The organism is Halorarum salinum (assembly GCF_013402875.1).
Taxonomy (GTDB): Archaea; Halobacteriota; Halobacteria; order Halobacteriales; family Haloferacaceae; genus Halorarum; species Halorarum salinum.
In genome coordinates, this window is sequence record NZ_CP058579.1 from 1666525 (window position 1) to 1681739 (window position 15215).

The 15215-nt window shown below is 72.3% G+C and carries 14 protein-coding genes and 1 pseudogene; 6 read left to right on the forward strand and 9 right to left on the reverse strand.

Features of this window, described 5'->3' with window-relative positions; genetic code table 11:
- The first annotated feature begins 179 nt into the window (after positions 1-179).
- On the forward strand, positions 180-464 hold the full coding sequence (locus tag HUG12_RS08030; protein WP_179268262.1) for a DUF7545 family protein: 285 nt from the start codon (positions 180-182) through the stop codon (positions 462-464).
- A gap of 267 nt (positions 465-731) precedes the next feature.
- Here HUG12_RS08030 and HUG12_RS08035 read toward each other — a convergent pair whose 3' ends face one another.
- The 3 genes from HUG12_RS08035 to HUG12_RS08045 form a co-directional block, all read right to left on the reverse strand.
- Positions 732-1529, reverse strand: coding sequence for a ZIP family metal transporter (locus HUG12_RS08035; RefSeq protein WP_179268263.1), 798 nt, complete (start codon positions 1527-1529; stop codon positions 732-734).
- A 93-nt stretch (positions 1530-1622) separates the two neighbouring features.
- On the reverse strand, positions 1623-2789 hold the full coding sequence (locus HUG12_RS08040; protein ID WP_179268264.1) for a M24 family metallopeptidase: 1167 nt from the start codon (positions 2787-2789) through the stop codon (positions 1623-1625).
- Positions 2790-2867: 78 nt separating this feature from the next.
- On the reverse strand, positions 2868-3806 hold the full coding sequence (locus HUG12_RS08045) for a carbohydrate kinase family protein (protein ID WP_179268265.1): 939 nt from the start codon (positions 3804-3806) through the stop codon (positions 2868-2870).
- Positions 3807-3978: 172 nt separating this feature from the next.
- Here HUG12_RS08045 and HUG12_RS08050 point away from each other — a divergent pair, with 172 nt between their 5' ends.
- A complete protein-coding gene (locus tag HUG12_RS08050) occupies positions 3979-4404 on the forward strand; it encodes a hypothetical protein (RefSeq protein WP_179268266.1) in 426 nt (141 codons plus the stop codon).
- Here HUG12_RS08050 and HUG12_RS08055 read toward each other — a convergent pair.
- Entirely contained in the window at positions 4401-6536 is a 2136-nt protein-coding gene (locus HUG12_RS08055) for a PAS domain S-box protein (RefSeq protein ID WP_179268267.1), read from the reverse strand. The two genes, HUG12_RS08050 and HUG12_RS08055, sit on opposite strands and share 4 nt — an antisense overlap.
- Positions 6537-6685: 149 nt before the next feature.
- The gene (locus tag HUG12_RS08060) at positions 6686-7828 is read right to left on the reverse strand and encodes an acyl-CoA dehydrogenase family protein (protein ID WP_179268268.1); all 1143 of its coding nucleotides are present in this window, start codon (positions 7826-7828) and stop codon (positions 6686-6688) included.
- Positions 7829-8132: 304 nt separating this feature from the next.
- Between HUG12_RS08060 and HUG12_RS08065 the strand changes: the two genes are divergently transcribed.
- Positions 8133-9005, forward strand: a complete 873-nt coding sequence (locus tag HUG12_RS08065; protein WP_179268269.1) for an RIO1 family regulatory kinase/ATPase domain-containing protein — start codon at positions 8133-8135, stop codon at positions 9003-9005.
- 104 nt (positions 9006-9109) lie between these two features.
- On the opposite strand, the gene HUG12_RS08070 is transcribed toward HUG12_RS08065, so the two are convergent.
- Positions 9110-9538: a DUF4112 domain-containing protein gene (locus HUG12_RS08070; protein ID WP_179268270.1), complete on the reverse strand. Its 429-nt coding sequence runs from the start codon at positions 9536-9538 to the stop codon at positions 9110-9112.
- 209 nt (positions 9539-9747) lie between these two features.
- Between HUG12_RS08070 and HUG12_RS08075 the strand changes: the two genes are divergently transcribed.
- From HUG12_RS08075 to HUG12_RS08085, 3 genes are all read left to right on the forward strand, one after another.
- Positions 9748-11280, forward strand: coding sequence for an aldehyde dehydrogenase family protein (locus tag HUG12_RS08075; RefSeq protein WP_179268271.1), 1533 nt, complete (start codon positions 9748-9750; stop codon positions 11278-11280).
- 618 nt (positions 11281-11898) lie between these two features.
- On the forward strand, positions 11899-13008 hold the full coding sequence (gfo6, locus tag HUG12_RS08080; RefSeq protein WP_179268272.1) for a D-xylose 1-dehydrogenase Gfo6: 1110 nt from the start codon (positions 11899-11901) through the stop codon (positions 13006-13008).
- Positions 13009-13303: 295 nt separating this feature from the next.
- Positions 13304-13552, forward strand: coding sequence for a hypothetical protein (locus tag HUG12_RS08085; RefSeq protein WP_179268273.1), 249 nt, complete (start codon positions 13304-13306; stop codon positions 13550-13552).
- 108 nt (positions 13553-13660) lie between these two features.
- Here the strand turns inward: HUG12_RS08085 and HUG12_RS08090 are convergent.
- From HUG12_RS08090 to HUG12_RS08100, 3 genes and pseudogenes are all read right to left on the reverse strand, one after another.
- Positions 13661-14472: pseudogene (locus tag HUG12_RS08090) on the reverse strand (nitrilase-related carbon-nitrogen hydrolase).
- The gene (locus tag HUG12_RS08095; RefSeq protein WP_179268274.1) at positions 14469-14897 is read right to left on the reverse strand and encodes a CoxG family protein; all 429 of its coding nucleotides are present in this window, start codon (positions 14895-14897) and stop codon (positions 14469-14471) included. The pseudogene HUG12_RS08090 and the gene HUG12_RS08095 overlap by 4 nt, the downstream one beginning before the upstream one ends.
- A gap of 46 nt (positions 14898-14943) precedes the next feature.
- On the reverse strand, positions 14944-15168 hold the full coding sequence (locus HUG12_RS08100) for a DUF7123 family protein (protein WP_179268275.1): 225 nt from the start codon (positions 15166-15168) through the stop codon (positions 14944-14946).
- Positions 15169-15215 lie beyond the last annotated feature (47 nt).

The following is a 15215-nucleotide window of genomic DNA, read 5'->3' on the forward strand; positions in this document are numbered from 1 at the left end:
GCCGTGCGTTCCCACCGGTCTTCCGATCGCGGTGGCCGGCACGACCGGCTACGGGTGGGACTGGAAGGGGCCGCGGGGGCTTCCGGGGTGTTCCGGTCGGTCGGGAGGCCCCGGCGGAATCGACCGAAGCATCGCAGAATACCCACGGACCTTTAGGCCCGGCACGCCAGATACGAGCCATGGTTGACACGGAAACCTACACAGTCGAAGGACCCGACGGCGACTCCGACGCCGTCGAACTGCCCGCCGGCCTCGTCGACATGCTGGCCGAGCAGGGCGAGGAGCCGAGCCACGTCGTCACCGACGTGATCCTCCAGGCGTTCGCCCAGCAGGCCCACGCCATCGCTCACCACTCCCAGGGGGAGACGCCCGACGACGTCGAGGAGATCAACGAGAAGGCCGAGGAGCTGTTCGAGGAGCGCTTCGGGCAGAGCCTGCAGGACGCGATGGGTCACTCGCACTGAACTGTTCGCACGGAGCCTCTACTGACCGGGGGCCTCCTCGCTCGGGCCTCCGGCCCTCGCTCGTCGACCCCCGGCAAAACCCGTTCGTGCTGTGGGACCCCTCCGGAATCCCACCGCTGACGGGAAATCGAAGATTTCCCGCAACGCTGGCGGGAACCGACGGTTTCCGGCCGCGAGACGAACTTTGCTCGCCAGTGCCGAAACTCCGCGAGGTCGGTCGCTTCGCTCCCTCCCTCGCGGTACTACCCCCGATTCTACGGCACTGCACTAAATCCACAGCAGCGGGACCGTCCCGAGCACGCCCGCGGCGACGCCGGCCGCCAGTTCGCGCTTCCCGCCGCCGGGGAGGTCCGCGCCCGTCTCCAGCGCCTCCGGGACGAACTCCGTGAGCACGAGATACACCATCGCGCCGGCCGCGAAGCCGAACCCGACGGGGAGGAACGCCCGCGCGTACCTGACGAAGCCGAACGCGACGACCGCGCCGATCGGCTGCGGGAGGCTGGAGAACACCGCCCACCACACCATCCGCGGCGGCGAGACGCCCATGGCGCGCAGGGGGATGGACACCGCCACCCCCTCCGGGACGTTGTGGACGGAGATGGCGACGGTCATGAACACCGCGAGCAGCGGGACGGAGAGCCCGAGCAGCGGGATCCCGCCGTCGAGGCCGAGTTCGGCGAAGGAGACGTCGACCGCGACGCCCTCGGGGAACGAGTGGACCGTGAGGACGCCGAGGACGAGCACCAGCTTCCGGAAGTCGGCCTCCTCGTACTCCCTCGGGTCGACGTCGGCGTCCATCACCACCTCGTGGGCGACCGCGACCAGCACGGCCCCGGCGAGCGCGCCGGCCCCGACGCGGAGCGCCGTCCCCTCGGCCAGCCCCTCGAAGATGAGTCCGAACACCGAGGCCGCGACCATGATTCCCGAGGCGAGTCCCCACAGCGCGACGTTCCACCCGTCGGAGAGGTCGTCGACGACGAAGAACGGCAGGGCGCCGAGCCCCGTCGCGAGCGCCGTCAGCGACCCGGCGATGGCGACGACGACGAGGGCGTCCGGCGCGACCATACTCCGCGTAAGCGGCCGCCCCCGATAAACAACTCGACGTTCTGACAATTTTAGGCCGCCCCGAACCCTCCGGCGGTCGCGGGCGACGACCGTTCAGCAGCGCCAGCCGCGGTCGGTCCGGTTCAGCCGCTCGTGGCCGTCGTCGGTGACGACGACGAGGTCCTCGATGCGGACCCCGAACTCGCCGGGGAGGTAGACGCCCGGTTCGACGCTGAAGACCATCCCCGCCTCCAGTTCGCGGTCGCTCCCGGCGACGACGTACGGCTCCTCGTGGACGTCCAGCCCGACGCCGTGGCCCGTCCGGTGGATGAACTCCTCGCCGTAGCCCGCCTCCTCGATAACCGTGCGGGCGGCCGCGTCGACCTCGCCCGCGGTGACGCCCGGTTCGACGGCCTCGACGGCCGCCCGCTGCGCCTCGCGCACCACGTCGTGGACCGCCCGGAACTCCCCGCCCGGCCCGTTTTCGTCCGCGCCGAACGCCAGCGTCCGGGTCTGATCGGAGGGGTAGCCGTCGACGCGCGTTCCGAAGTCGAGCACGACCGGGTCGCCCGCCCGGATCGCCCGGTCGCCGTGCGCGTGGTGGGGCATCGCGCCGTTCGGCCCGGAGCCGACGATGGTCTCGAAGGAGACGCCCGTCCCGCCGGTGGCCGCCAGCCTGTCGGCGACGTACGCCGCCAGTTCCGACTCGGTGTCGCCCACCACGTCGGCGTCCCGCTCCCGCAGGTCCTCGACGACGGCGTCGGCCGCCTCTCCCGCCCGCCGCATCGCGTCGAGTTCCGCCTCGTCCTTGCGGACGCGGAGGTCCGCGAGCACCTCGGAGGCCAGCCCGAACGCGGCGCCCGGGAGCGCCGCGCGCAGGTCGAGGGAGAACCGGGCGTGCATCGTGTCGTCGACGAGGACGCGCCCGCCGTCGACCCCCAGATCCTCGAGGACCGACGCCAGGGCCGCCCGCGGGTCCGCGTCGTCCGCCCACGTCCGCACGTCCGGCACCCACGACTCCTCGCGCACCTGCTCGCCGTACAGTTCGGGGACGAGAAAGACCGGATCGGGGTCGCCGTCGGATTCGTCCGACCCGCCCGTCCCTCCCGCCGCGTCCCGCCCCGCGGCCGGGACGAACAGCAGCAGATGCCGCTCGCCTGGGTGCTCGTCGAACCCGGAGAGGTACCGGAGGTTCGTGCTCGGGAAGAGGACCAGGCAGTCGTCGCCGCGTTCGCGGAGGCGGGCCTGCGCCTCGCGCGTCCGGCGCTCGTGGGGGCTCATGGGCGGTCGTTCCGCCCCGGCGGGCAAGAACGTGCGGGGTCCGGTCCGCCGCCGACCGCGGTCGCCCGCCGGTCCCGGTCACTCCCCGGCGAGCAACCCCTCGACGGCCTCCCGGTCGGGGAGCGCGGTCATCGCCCCCTCGGCCGTCGTCGACGCCGCGGCCACGGCGTTCGCGTACGCGAGGGCGTCCGCGAACGGGCGGCCCTCCGAGAGCGCCGTGACCGCGCCCGCCGTGAAGGCGTCGCCCGCGCCGGTGGTGTCGACCGCATCGACCGGGAAACCGCCGTGGTCCGCCTCCGCGCCGCCCCAGGGCGCGTCGTCCGTCGCGAAGCCGTACGCGCCCGCGGCGCCGCGCGTCAGGACGGCGGTGTGGGCGCCCGCCGCCACGAGCGACCGCGCGAGTTCCGGCGGGTCGCCGGCGAAGCCGGCCGGCCGGACGTCCTCCCCGGAGGCGACGACGACGTCGACGAGGGGCAACACCCGCTCCAGGGTTGCCCCGTAGTCGAACCCGCGCCCGAGTCCGGGTCGGGCGTTCGGGTCGAACGAGACGGACGTCCCGTCGGGAACCCGCTCGAGGAGGTCGATCGTCGCCGAGCGGGCCGGTTCGAACGCCAGCAGGACGCCGCCGATATGGACCCAGTCGACCCCGGCGAGCGTCGCGTCGTCCACGCTTCCCGGCCGGAGGCCGACGCTCGCGGTGCCGTCGAGGTAGAGGGAGAACGAGCGGTCACCCCCGGCGTCGCGTCCGACGACGGCGAGGCCCGTCGGCGCGTCGGGGTCCCGTTCGACCAGGTCAGCCGGCACCCCCTCGTCCGCGAGCGTCGCGGCGAGGAAGTCGCCGAAGCCGTCCTCCCCGAGGCGCGTCCGGAACAGCGGTGCGTCCCCCAGCCGAGAGAGGCCGACGGCGACGTTCGCGGGCGCGCCGCCGGCTCTGCGCGCGTACGCGTCGGCGCTTCCGGCGTCCCCCGTCTCGGCGGGGTGGAGGTCCACGATCGCCTCGCCCACGACGAGCCTCACCGGGCCACCCCCGCGCGGCCCGTCTCCCTCCGGCGGGGACGCCGACCGGGTCGCGTCCGTCGCCGGGACCGCCGGATCCGCCGCGCGCCTCGACCGTTCATACCTCCCCTGAATCGGCCCCGTACTTCGACCCACCGGACGGCTCTTGTCGGCGGCGGCCGTACGGACGACGATGACCGGTACCGACCCCGAACGGTCCGACGGCTCCCCGTCGTCGCCGTCGCCGTCGTCGCGTCCGCCGTCCCCGCCGCCGGCCCTCGCCGACCACGTCCCGGCGGTCGCGGCCGAGTCGGACGTCGACGAGGCGTCGCTCCGCGCGCTCGCGGGACGGCTTCAGGACTCCGTCGCCGACTACCCGGGCGTGTCGGACCTCGTGTTCGAGTACCGGCGGGCGTTCTCCCACGACCCCCTCGTCGCCCGGGCGGACGACGTCCACTTCCTGCTCGTCCCGCCGCGCGTCTGGCCGGAGTTCGGCGCCGCCCTCGACGCGAGCGACGCGGAACTCGCCGCGCTCGTGGCGGTCCACGGACGCGCGTTCGACGCGGGAACCGACGTCCGCGAGCGGGGCGACTGGAAGCCGCTCGTGCTCGTCGGTTAGTCGGTCCCCGCCGCGCCGGTTCCCCCCGGCCGTTCGACGTCCCGGCGTCCGCCGACCCCGGCCCACTCCGCCGGCGAAGTCGCCGGCGCGTCCTCGGCCTCGGCGGGGTCGGCCGCGCGGAGTCGGAGGACGACCGCCCCGCCGGCGTCGGTCGACGGGAACGCCAGTTCGCCGTCGACGCCGTCCAGCGCCCAGCGGACGAGCCAGAGGCCGAGCCCGCTCGCGTGTTCGAGCTGCGTCTCCCTCCCGGCCTCGACGGCGGACCGTTCGGCCGGGGGGATGCCGGGTCCGTCGTCCCGGACGCGGAGTTCGAGCGTGCCACACTCCGTCGTGGCGGAGATAGCGACCGTCGGCGAGGCGCCGTCGTTGTGGACGATGCCGTTCTCGACGACGTTCCACAGCGCCGTCGCGAGCAGGCCGTCGGCGTAGGCCGCGACCCGCTCCTCGCAGTCGGTCGTCACCGTCGCCCGGGGGTAGCGCTCGCCCGCCAGGTCCGCCACCGCCTCGACGACCTCGCTGACGTACACCGGCCGGCCGCCGTGGTCCGCGTCGCGGAGCGTCCGGTCCACGCCGCGCACGCGCTCGCCGAGTTCGGCGAGTCGTTCGGCCGCGCGACGGATGGTGGTCCCCTTGCGTGCGACCGCCTCCCGGTCGGCGTCGGCGAGCGCGCGGGCGTACCCGAGAACGACGTTCAGTTCGTTCCGGAGGTCGTGTCTGAGCACGCGGGTGAGCACCTTCAGTCGCTGGTCGTAGCGGTCCCTGGTGGTCGTGTCCCGGAGCGAGACGAGGAAGCCGCCGACGCGCGGGTCCTCGAAGCCGTTCACGCCCACGCCCTCGAGGGTCCGCCACCCGCCGTCGGCGTGGCGACCGCGGAACGTCACGCGGACGCTCTCGCCCGGCGTGTCGAGCGCCTCGGCGAACGGCGCGGCGACGTCGCGCCGATCGTCCGGGTGGATGTGGTCGGTGATGGGCGTCCCCTCCATCCGCTCCGGATCGCGGCCGAGCACGCGCTCGACCGCCGGGCTGACGTACTCCAGCATCCCGTCCGCGTCGGCCACGACGACGACGTCGCGGCTGTGTTCGACGTAGGCCCGGTAGCAACGCTCGACGCGCCGGCGCTCGGTCACGTCCCGGAAGGACACGACGGTGCCGGCACCCGCGGTCGGGAGCGGCGTCCACCGCGGTTCGAGGAACCGCTCCTCGCCGTCCGCCGTCAGCCGGACGGTTGCGCGTTCGTCGTCCTCGGCCGGCCGCTCGACCGGGACTCCCTCGGGCAGCACCGCCCCCGCGCGTCGGCCCAGATCCCCGTCGGTCACCCCGAACAGTCGGCAGGCTGCCGGGTTCGCGTCCGTGATCGCCCCCCGGTCGTCGAGGACGACCACCGCGTCCCGGAGGCCGTCGAACACCGCGTCCCGGGCGACCGACCGGCGGCCGAACAGCCCGTACCTGCGGGTGGCGACGTACACGTAGAGCGCCGAGACGCCGAGCGAGATCGGCGTGTAGTCGACCGCGAACGGCCCCGGCACGTCGAGCAGCCAGAGGCCCCACGTCACGCCGGGGACGAGCGCGGCGGCGACGAGGAGCGCGGCGCGCCCGTGGGCGTCCCGGCCGCCGTCCAGCGCTTCGCGGCCGAGCGACGCCGCGCCCGCGACCACGACTGCAGCGGTGTAGGCCGCGTGGAGACGGAGGCCGACGCCCGGCGCCGGCACCGAGAGCAACGCCCCGTCGACGCTCACGACCGTCGTCCCCGCCACGTACCAGTCGCCCGCCGAGAGCGCCCCCACCGCCGCGACGGTCGGCTCGACGGCGAGCAGGGCGGCGGTCCGGCGGCCGAGCCGTCCCCCGGGGCGGCTCCGATGGTACGCCAGCGCGAACCAGCAGGTGACGAGCGGGGCGCCGACGGCGAGGCCGATGGTCGTCCACGTCTCCTGGGCCGCGAGCGTCGTCGCGCTCAGCGCGGAGCCGTGCGCGAACGCCCACAGCCCGGCCGCGACCAGCGTCCCGGTCGCGAGCGTCCGGACGTGGCCGGGGCTCCCCCGGGTCGCCCGGTGGACCGCCGGGACGACGGCGACACAGAGCGCCGCGGAGAGGAACGACGCGCCCGCGAGGACCGCTATCGTGTCGACGGCCATGCCAGTCTACGCCCACCGGCGGGGTCTCGGGAAAAAAGGGTGCCCTCCCGGGTATCGGAGCTGATAGCGGAGACCCCGGCGGGGTCGAGAACGGCCCGCCGGCCCGCCTTCGCCCGACTCCGGCCGCTCTGGGGGTTCGCGCCCGCGGCTCAGAGGCCGAGTTCGCGCCCGATGACGACGTGCTGGATCTCGCTCGTACCCTCGCCGATCTCCATCAGCTTCGCGTCGCGGTAGAAGCGCTGGGGCGCGAAGTCGGTGGTGTAGCCGTAGCCGCCGAGCGTCTGGACGGCGTCCTCGGCGACCTCGCGGGCGGCCTCGCTCGCGTCGAGTTTCGCGAGCGCGGACTCGCGGGTGATCGACTCGCCCTCGTCGTACAGCGTCGCCGCCCTGTGGGTGAGCAGGCGTGCGCGCTCGGTCTTGCGGTGCATGCCGACGATCTTGTCGCGGATGGCGTCGAACTTCGCGATCGGCTGGCCGAACTGCTCGCGCTCGCCGGCGTACTCCTTGGCGGCCTCGAAGGCGCCCTGCGCGAGTCCGACCGACAGCGCGGCGATCGAGACCCGGCCGCCGTCGAGCGTCTTCTTCGTCTGCGTCCACCCCTCGCCCTCCTCGCCGAGCAGGCGGTCCGCGGGGAGGCGCACGTCGTCGAACTGGATCTCGCAGGTGGGCGAGCAGTTCAGGCCCATCTTGTCCCACACCGTCGTCACCTCGAAGCCGTCGTCGTTCCGCGGGTCGACGATGAACGTCGAGATGCCGTCGTAGCCCGCGTCGGGGTCGGTGACGGCCTTCACGAGTACGGAGCCGGCGACGTTGGCGTTCGTGATGAACTGCTTGGTGCCGTTCAGCACCCACTCGTCGCCCTCCTTCCGTGCGGTGGTCTCCATGCTCGAGGCGTCGGAGCCGGAGCCGGGTTCGGTGAGCGCCCAGGAGCCGAGGTACTCGCCCTCCGCGAGCGGGCGGAGCCAGCGCTCCTTCTGCTCGTCGGTGCCGAACAGCTCGATCGGCTTGGAGGCGAGCGAGACGTGTGCGGCGTACGAGAGGCCGATGCCGCCCGAGACCCGGCCGAGCTCCTCGGTGACCAGGGCGTACATGAGCTGGTCGCCGCCGAGCCCGCCCCACTCCTCGTCGACGGGGACGCCGAGCATGTCGAGGTCGGCGAGCTGGTCGAACGGCTCCTCGGGGAAGCGGTGCTCGTCCTCGATCTCCTGGGCGAGGGGGGCGATCTCCTCCTCGCAGAACTCGCGGACCTGGTTCTTCACCATGGCGTGTTCCGCGGGCAGGTCGAAATTCATGGGCAACAATTGCGAGCTACGGGTGATAAACTGTGTGGAGTCGGGTTCGTGGTGGGGCTTTCGGGGGCCACTCCGGGACGACCCAACTGATCCACGTGCTTAGCGCCGCGGGGGCTTTCTGGACCTGCCCCACGGTGTACGAGCCGGGATTCACGGCGGTTTTCGTAGCCACGGAGAGGACGTATCGAAGCGAACTCGACGAGGACCGTCCCACACTCGATGCGATGACGAACCCGCGTCACGTCCACCGATCGTCACGAATCCCGCGGACGTTTTATTGCCGTCCGGGGCGACTCACGGCACGATGGAACTTCGCCGGTTCGTCCGGGGCAACGTCGAGTGGTCGCGGCTGGAGGCGATCGCCCGCGACCTCGCCGAGCGGTACGGCCCCGGCGAGGCCCGCGTCCGCTTCCTCGAGGCGGACAACTGGCTCTCGACGCCGTTCGTCCTCGAGGTCGGCGACGACGAGTACTTCGTGAAGGTCATCTCGAGGCAGAACTCGCTCGTCCACGCGCTGTTCACCACCGGCCGGAACCTCGGGGCGTTCACCTCCGGGACGGAGGGGTTCTTCGAGCACTTCGGCACCCCCTACCAGATGGCCCAGCACGAACTCGAGGCGACCGAGCGGATGCGCGAGGTCGGGCTGAACGCCCCCGAACCGGTCGAGGCGCTGGAGATGGACGGCCTCGGCGTGCTCGTGCTGGAGTACCTCCCCGCCTTCCGCCCGCTGGACGAACTCGACGTCGCGGACGCGCGGGACCTGGCGCCCGAACTGTTCCGGGCGCTCAACGTGATGCACGAGCACGGACTCGCCCACGGCGACCTCCGGGCCGAGAACGTCCTCGTCCTCGACGGCGAGATCTACCTCATCGACGCGACGAACGTCCGCGGGGCGGGTGAGGACGAGGAGGAGGGGCCGACCGCCTCGAAGCACGCGGGCGAGGACGCCCGCCGATACGACCTCGCGTGCGGGCTCGCTGCGCTGGAACCGCTGGTCGGCGCCCCGGCGGCCGTCGAGGCGGCGCTGTCGGCCTACCCGATGGCGGACCTGCTGGACGCCCTGGAGTATCTCGACTTCGTCCGCGTGCGTCCGGACCACGACTTCGACGGCCCGGCGCTGAAGGGGGAGATCGAGAAGCGGGCCGACGCGGACGAGGGGCCTCCTGCCGCGCCGTAGCCGAGCACGTCGTAGCCGGGCGCGTTGAAGCCGAGTACCTCGCCGTCCCCGGAATCCGGCGCACGCCCCGGTTTCGACTCCGGGGGCGTCGGTTCCGCCGACCGTCAGTCCATCTCGCGGACGTCGATGGTGACCGGTTCGTCGGCGTGCTCCCCCTCGTCCCCGGACTCGACGCCGAGGAACTCCTCGATGGTCGCGACGTTCCACTTGTTCGCCTTCCAGTAAGCGTCGAACAGCACGCCCACGACCGGGACGGAGCCGCCGACCGCGTCCACCGTGACGTTCGCCAGCATCTTCACGATCGTCGTGAGCGGGACGCCGAGGTTCGCGGCCTCGGCGACGATGTACAGCGAGATGCCCGCCGCGACCGCGTCGCCGGCGCCCGGGACGGCGCCGAGAATCGGGTCGAGGCCGACCTTGAACGAGGTGCCGGGCACGCGCACCGCCTCGTCCATCAGACCCGCGACGGTTCGGACGCGCCGGAGCGCCGCCTCGTCCGCCCGATCGAGCGCCTCCGCTGTGGTCCGGTCCATGTCCGTACGCGGTGCTCCGGGGGAAAAGGGTTGTCGGCGGGCTGAGTTCCGCTTTGTGACCACGCCGGTCCACGCCCCCGTCCCCGCGTCCGCTCCCGGTTCGGAGCCCGGGTTTCGCGCGCGCCGGGCCGGCGACACGACGTCCGGCCCGGACCGCTCGCCCCTGCGTTTCCCGCACCTATATGAGCACCCTCGCGCAAGATTTGCCCATGAGCCGAAGCTCCGACGACGCGTACCAGCACTACATCGGCGGCGAGTGGGTCGACGGCGAGGGGAGCGACACGTTCGCGAGCGAGAACCCCGCGACCGGCGAGACGCTCGGCGAGTTCCGGCGAGGGACGGAGGCGGACGTCGACGCCGCGCTCGCGGAGGCGGCGGACGCCTTCGAGGAGTGGAAGGACCTCTCGCACGTTCGCCGCGCGGAGTACCTCTGGGAAATCTACCACGAGCTACGCGAGCGCACCGACGAACTCGGGGAGATCGTCACCAAGGAGTGCGGCAAGGAGATCTCGGAGGGCAAAGCGGACGTGGTGGAGGCCGCCCACATGGTCGAGTGGGCAGCCGGCGACGCCCGCCACCCCAAGGGCGACGTCGTCCCCTCCGAGATCCCCAGCAAGGACGCGTACATGCGGCGGAAGCCGCGGGGCGTGATCGGCTGTATCACGCCGTGGAACTTCCCGGTCGCCATCCCGTTCTGGCACATGGCCGTCTCGCTGGTCGAGGGCAACACGGTCGTGTGGAAGCCCGCCGAACAGACGCCCTGGTGCGGGCAGATCATCGCGGAGATGTTCGAGGACGCGGGCATCCCCGACGGCGTGTTCAACATGGTGCAGGGCTTCGGCGACGCCGGCGCGGCGATCACCGACGACGACCGCGTCGACACCGTACTGTTCACCGGATCGGCCGAGGTCGGTCACGAGATCGCCTCCAAAGTGGGCGGCAAACCCGGCAAACTGGCCGCCTGCGAGATGGGCGGCAAGAACGGCATCGTCGTCACCGAGGAGGCCGACCTCGACACGGCCGTGCACTCGGCGGTCATGTCGAGTTTCAAGACGACCGGCCAGCGCTGCGTGTCGAGCGAGCGGCTCGTCGTCCACTCGGACGTGTACGACGAGTTCAAGGAACGGTTCGTCGAGATCGCCGAGGACGTGGCGGTGGGCGACCCCCTCGAAGCGGACACGTTCATGGGGCCGCTCATCGAGGACGCTCACGTCGAGAAGGTCTCCAAGTACAACCGGCTCGCGAAGGACGAGGGCGTGAACGTCCTGGTCGATCGGACCGAACTCGACGCCGACGAGATCCCCGAGGGCCACGAGGACGGCCACTGGGTCGGCCCGTTCGTCTACGAGGCGGACGCCTGGGAGGACCTGCGGTGCACTCACGAGGAGGTGTTCGGCCCGCACGTCGCGCTGCTCGAGTACGACGGCGACATCGAGGAGGCCGTCGAGATCCACAACGACACCGAGTACGGCCTCGCGGGCGCGATCATCTCGGAGGACTACCGGCAGATCAACTACTACCGGGACAACGCCGAGATCGGCCTCGCGTACGGTAACCTCCCCTGTATCGGAGCGGAGGTCCAGCTACCGTTCGGAGGCGTGAAGAAGTCGGGGAACGGCTACCCGAGCGCGCGGGAGGTCATCGAGGCCGTCACCGAGCGGACGGCCTGGACGCTGAACAACAGCTACGAGATCGAGATGGCCCAGGGGCTCTCGGCGGACATCAAGACCCGCGAGGAGTGACCGCCGGGTTCGCCGACGAACCGATCCTCACGGCGCGCGCCGCGGGAACGTCGTCGACCACCGCGGCGGGACTACGGGCCCCCGGCTGCTGCGGCGGGGACTACGGGCCCTCGAGCGCGACTCCCTCCGAGCGCGGGCGCGAAAAACCGTCGGCCCCGCATTCGTCCGTCCCCGTATCCGTCCGTAACCGAGCGCATTCCCCTCCAGTTGACCCTCGTTCTCCCCGTCGATGGCGGCGTCCGTGCGCGTGAACGGGGGACGCGAGTGGGCGGCCGGATGCGGGAGTGGGAGCGGAAGCATCCCGACCGCCGGTTCCGCGGCGGATGGGCCGACGGCCGTCGCCGCGGCACGTCCGCGTCCCCGGTTCGTCGTCGGGGAACCCCCCGACGTCCCGCGAGCCGGACCGACTCGGACCGGAGCGGTCACGATGGGGCCGGCCACGCTGGGGAACGTGGCCGGCCGTCGCCGGCGGCCTCCATCGGCCGCCGGTGCAGCGGTGGTCCGGTTCGCGGCGTGCGAAACGGGACCGGAGGAACACTTGATTGTACCGGCCCCGTTCTCGAAACTGATTCTCGCACCCCCGGCGCGTTTTTGCGGGACGCGGCCGATGGGACTCCCATGTTCGAGCGGGTGTTCGCGGACGCGACGGCTCGCGACTGGGACGACGCGCCCGACGGGACGCTCCGGATGGCGGTCGTCGGCTGCGGCTGGCAGGCCCGCGCGGAGTCGCTGCCCGCCATCGCGACGGCGGACTACTGCACGCCGACGGTCGTCGTGAGCGGGAGCGCGGAGAAGCGCGCCGAACTCGGGGGGACCTACCGGGTCACGGCCATCGACTACGAGGAGTACGCCGCGGGCGTGGCGACCGAGGAGTACGACGCCGTCTACGTGGCCACGCCGAACCGCCTCCACCTCCCGCACGTCGAGACCGCCGCCCGGTACGGGAAGGCGGTCATCTGTGAGAAGCCGCTGGAGGCGACCGTCGAGCGGGCCGAACGGCTCGTCGCGGCCTGCGAGGAGGCCGACGTCCCGCTGATGACCGCCTACCGGATGCAGACGGCCCCCCTCGTCCGGCGCCTCCGCGAGTTCGTCCGCGACGGCGGCATCGGCGTCCCCCTGCGGGCTGGCGGCGACTTCACGTTCCCCGCCCTGGACGGCGAGCGCGGCCCCGACCAGTGGCGCCTCGACGCGGAGCTGGCGGGCGGGGGCGCGCTGTTCGACCTCGGGGTGTACCCGCTGAACACGGTCGGCTTCATGCTCGACACCGCCCCCGTGTCGGTCAGCGGCGAGACGCGCTCCGCGGGCGAGGCGTTCGACGAGGTCGACGAGCACGTCGACTTCAACGTCACCTTCGAGCACTGCGTGGGCAGTTTCTCGGCGTCGTTCTCGGGCTACCCGACGACGCGGATCACCGTACAGGGAAGCGACGGCCGGATCGTCGTCGACCCGGCGTTCGGGGCCTACGAGAACCGCGACGTGACCGTCGACACCGACGAGGGCCACGTCCGCGTGATCGGCGTCGGCGCCGACGAGACTCGCGAGGAGTTCGACTACTTCGCGAACGCCGTACTGACCGGCGCCGACATCGAACCCGACGGCCGGGACGGCCTCGCAGACGTGCGCGCGATGGCCGGCGTCCTCGAATCGGCCGAGACGGGGCGGGCCGTGCGACTCGACGGCGACCGTGAGTCCGGAGGGCCCCGGCGCCCGCGCGACCGGCGGACGTGAAGCGGCGCCCTGCTGAAGTCGAACGAGGGCGGTGAAGCGAAAGGGAAGGGGCGGAGCGAAGGCGAAGTGGCGCGGGACTCGCGCCGCGAGGACCCCGGAATCGCGGCGCAGCCGTGTGCCGTCGAGCGCGGCGGTGGCGGCGAGGTGGCGGGTTTTTTGATCTGCCGAGTCACGACGAGAAAAGCGTCGTTGCGTCGGCGTTCATGGGTAGTGCGCTACCACGGATAAACCCTCCGGGACGGCGAAGCGGTGCCGCCGGCGGAAGGGCTATGCGGGCGGCCGCGAATGGACGCGTATGCCACGGGTGCGGGCCGACGCGCTCCTCGGGGGCGCGGACGGTCTCCTCACCGAACCGAGACGGTACGTCCGGACCGAGCGACTCGGCGACCCCGGGGACGTCCTGGGGGGCGACATCGAGGGTCGGCTGGTCGCCGTCGAGGAACTCCCGCTCGCTCACCTCGATCTCCCGCCGGACGAACGCGAGCGGCTCTGTCACGACCTCGGCGGTCGTCGGACCGTCTTCGTCCACTACCTCGACCGGTAGGAGGCCAGCCATCGATGGGGCAGGGGGATCGGCCCCGCCGACCCGCGCCCTGGCTTCGGTCCGACCCTGGAGCGTCCCGATCCGGGAGCGTCCCCACCCGATATGCCCTCAGTAGTCGCGCCTGTCGCGCAGCGACGGGAACTCCTCGCGCACGCGCTCGACGCGACCGGGGTCGACGTCCGCGAACACGAGCGCCGGGTCGTCGTCGGTCGAGGCGAGCGTCGTCCCCCACGGGTCGTACACGGCGGAGCGGCCGAGCAGGTCCGCGTCCTCGAACGTCCCCGCGCCGTTGATCGTGGCGACGTACGCGAGGTTCTCGATCGCCCGGGCCCGGGGGAGCGTCCGCCAGTGTTCGACCCTCGGGTACGGCCACGCGCTCGGCACGAGCACGAGCGTCGCGCCCGCCTCCGACAGCGCGCGGAACTGTTCCGGGAACCGCAGGTCATAACAGGTCGTGACGCCGACGCGGAAGCCGAGCAGGTCGACGACCGGCAGGGCCTCCCCGGGCGTCAGGAGGCGCGTCTCGGCCGACTCTAGCCGAACAGGTGGTGTTTGCGGTACACCGCCAGGCGCTCGCCGTCGGCGTCGAACAGGGCGGCGGTGTTCGCCAGCCCCTCCCGCTCGGGGACCTCGACCCCGTCCGCGGCCGACGCCGCGAGGTCCTCGACGATGCTCCCCGCGAGCAGCGCCACGTCGCGGTCGGCCGCGAGCGCGGCGAGTTCGCCGAACGTCGGCCCGGCGACCGACTCGGCCGCGGCGGCGTACGACTCGAACGCGAAGTAGCCCACGTTCCACAGCTCCGGCAGCGCGGCCAGGTCGGCGCCCCGGTCCGCGGCCGCGACGACCGCCTCCCGGGCCCGTTCCAGGTTCCCGTCCGTGTCGGCGGCCTCGACGCCGAGCTGGGCGAGCGCGAGCCTCACGCGTCGGTCACCTCGGCGCGGAGGGCGGACTCGAGGTTCTCGAGTTCCCGCTCGAAGTTGCGCTCGAAGAACCGTTCGACCCCGGGGAGCTTCCCCTCGACGACGAACTCGTTGGCGAGCCGCGTCCCGCCGTCGGGGGTCGACTCGACCCTGTGTTCGCCGGTCACCCGAAACGCCGCGGAGCGCCCGACGAACTTCACGTGTCGGGGCGGGTCGCGCTCGGTCTCCTCGGTCTCGACGGCGATCGTGGAGCGGACCATCGGGATCGGCAGGCGGACGTGCCAGGTCGCGCTCCCGTCGTCGTGGACCTCGAACTCGTCGACGACGCTGATCGCGCCGGCGCGCTTCGCGGGGTCGGCGATGAACGCCCAGACCGTCTCCGGGGGCGCGTCCACGACCACCTCCCTGCGCACGCGGACTGTCATGGGTGAAACGGCGGACGCGGGGAACGAAAAACGCGAGGGTTCCGGGTCAGGACAGCTCCACTCGCCAGGTGGTAGAGCGGGCGCGCCCCCACTTCTCGATGTCCATCTCGTCGGACTTCTCCGCGAGCTGGGGGAGCCTGGAACCGACCTGTTTGGCCGACAGCCCGATCGCCTCAGCGATGTTCTTCGCCCGAAAGTACTGCTCGCCCCGGGAGACGCTGTCACGGAGGTACGCGACGATGCGCTGTTCCTCGGATGTGTAGTCGGTCATCGCTGGCTTCGTTCGTGTTTGGGGACGAACGTGCTTAACGCTTTACG